At 76.9% G+C, this 2,532-nt stretch carries 1 protein-coding gene; it reads left to right on the top strand.

Features of this window, described 5'->3' with window-relative positions; all coding sequences use genetic code 11:
- On the top strand, positions 1-2,532 hold a 2,532-nt coding region (locus AB8Z36_RS39080), incomplete at both ends, for a type I polyketide synthase (protein WP_369218111.1).

Below are 2,532 nucleotides of genomic sequence, written 5' to 3'. Positions count from 1 at the left end.
ATGCCGAGCGGGCGGGCGCCGTCGCCGTCCAGGTCCGCGTCGGCACCCCCGAGGCCTCCGGCGCCCGCCCGCTCGGCATCCACTCCCGGCCCGCCGACGCCGCCGACGACGAGCCCTGGACCCAGCACGCCACCGGTGTGCTGACCCCGGGCGAGCACTCCGTGCCCTTCGACGTCCCCTCCTGGCCGCCCGCCGACACCGACCCCGTCGACCTCGCCGGATTCTACGAACGCACCGAGTACGGGCCCGTCTTCCAGGGACTGCGCGCCGCCTGGACGCGCGGCGACGAGGTCTTCGCCGAACTCGAACTGCCCGACCGCGCCGACGACGCCGCCCTGTTCGGGCTGCACCCCGCCCTGCTCACCGCCGCCCTGCACGCGGTGGAGTACGTCGACCTCAAGGACGCCGACCAGGGACTCCTGCCGTTCTCCTGGGCCGGTGTCACCCTGCACGCCTCCGGCGCCGCCCGGCTGCGGGTGCGGATCGCCAAGGCGGGCGAGGACACCGTGTCCCTCGCGGCCGTCGACACGACCGGGCGGCCCGTCCTGTCCGTGGAGGCACTGGCCCTGCGGCCCTCGTCCGCCGCCCGCCTCCTCGGCCCCGGCGCCGCCGACCGCGCCTCCCTGCTCGGCCTGGAGTGGGTCCCCGCCGAACCCGGCGACGCGCCCGCCGCCACCGGCCCCCGTGTCGCCCTCGGCACCGACCCCTTCGCCACCGGCACCACCCTCACCTCGCTCACCGAGGTCACCGAGGACGGCACGCTCGTCCTGGTGCCCCTCGGCAGCGGCCATGACGCCCGTACGGCCGACGGCGGCGATCCGGCCACCGTCACCCACGACACCACCCGCGCCACCCTCGCCCTCCTCCAGGAGTGGCTCGGCGCCCCGCGGCCCACCGGGTCCCGCCTCGTCTTCGTCGCCCGCGGCACCGTCGCCGCCCGGCCCGGCGACCCGGCAGCCGACCCCGCGGGCGCCGCCGTGTGGGGCCTGATCCGCACCGCCCAGGTCGAACACCCCGGCGCGTTCGCCCTCGTCGACCTCGAACCCGGTGCGCCGCTGCCCCTGGACGAGGTCCTCCCCGCCGACGAACCCCAGATCGCCGTCCGCGACGGACACGTACTCGTCGGACGCCTCGCCCCCCTGGACCCGCCCGCGGCCCAGGACGGCCCCGAGCGCCCCGACGCCTTCGGCGGCGCCCGCGGCGGCACCGTCCTGATCACCGGCGGCACCGGCACCCTCGGCGCCGCCACCGCCCGCCACCTGGTCACCCGCCACGGCGTCACCCGGCTCCTGCTCGCCGGACGCCGTGGCCCGGACGCCCCCGGCGCCGACGAACTCCGCGCCGAACTGGCCGACCTCGGCGCCCACGTCACCCTCGCCGCCTGCGACATCGCCGACCGCGACGCCCTGGCCGCGCTGCTCGCCGCCATACCCGCCGAGCACCCCCTCACCGGCGTCGTGCACGCCGCGGGGGTCCTGGACGACACCGTGGTCACCTCGCTGACGCCGGAACGCCTCGCGGCCGTGCTGCGGCCCAAGGTGGACGCCGCCTGGCACCTGCACGACCTGACCCGGGACCTCGGCCTCGACGCCTTCGTCCTGTACTCCTCCATCTCCGGCGTCACCGCCCGCGCCGGACAGGCCAACTACGTGGCCGCCAACAGCTTCCTCGACGCCCTCGCCCAGCACCGCGCCGCCCAGGGCCTGCCCGCCCTGTCCGTCGCCTGGGGCGCCTGGGACCTGGACAACGGCATGGCGGGCGACCTCCTCACCGACACGGGCCGCCAGCGCATCCGCTCCGGCGGCATCGACCTCCTGCCCCGCGACCGCGCCCTCGCCCTGCTCGACACGGCCCTGGAACTCGACACCCCCCTGGTGGTCGCCACCGTCCTGGCGACACCCCCGGGCATCGTCCGCCCCGACGACGTGCCGCCCCTCATGCGCGGCCTCGTCCGCGCCCCGCGCCGCACCGCGTCGGCCGCAGGGTCCGCCCCGGCCCGATCCGTCGAACCCGGCAACTTCCGGGAGCACTTCGCCTCCCTCGGCGCCGCCGAACAGGAGACCGCCCTGCTCGACCTGGTCGTCGCCTGCTCCGCCGAGCTCCTCGGGCACACCGACACCGCCGACGTCGACGCCGACCGCGACTTCCTCGAACTCGGCTTCGACTCCCTGATCGGCATCGAACTGCGCCGCAAGCTCAGCGAGGCCACCGGACTCCAGCTCCCCGCGAGCATCGTCTACGACAGCGGCTCCCCGAGCGGCCTCACTGCCTGGCTGCGCACCGAACTCGGCGCCCAGGGCGGCGCCGCCCCGCAGACCGGCGCCGCCGGAGGCCCCGCCGAGAACGACTCGATGGAACGCCTCTTCCTCGACGGCCTCGCCCAGGGCAAGCTCCGCGAGGCCCAGCGCATGCTCGCCACCGTCGCGGCCCTCCGCCCCTCCTTCGAGGTCACCGCCGAGCTGGAGGACCTGCCCTGGCCGGTGACGCTCGCCGAGGGCCCCGCCCCGTCCCGCCTCATCTGCGTCAGCGCCC

The organism is Streptomyces flavofungini, from assembly GCF_041028215.1.
Lineage (GTDB): Bacteria > Actinomycetota > Actinomycetes > Streptomycetales > Streptomycetaceae > Streptomyces > Streptomyces flavofungini_B.
This window is presented reverse-complemented; position numbering and strand designations above follow the sequence as displayed.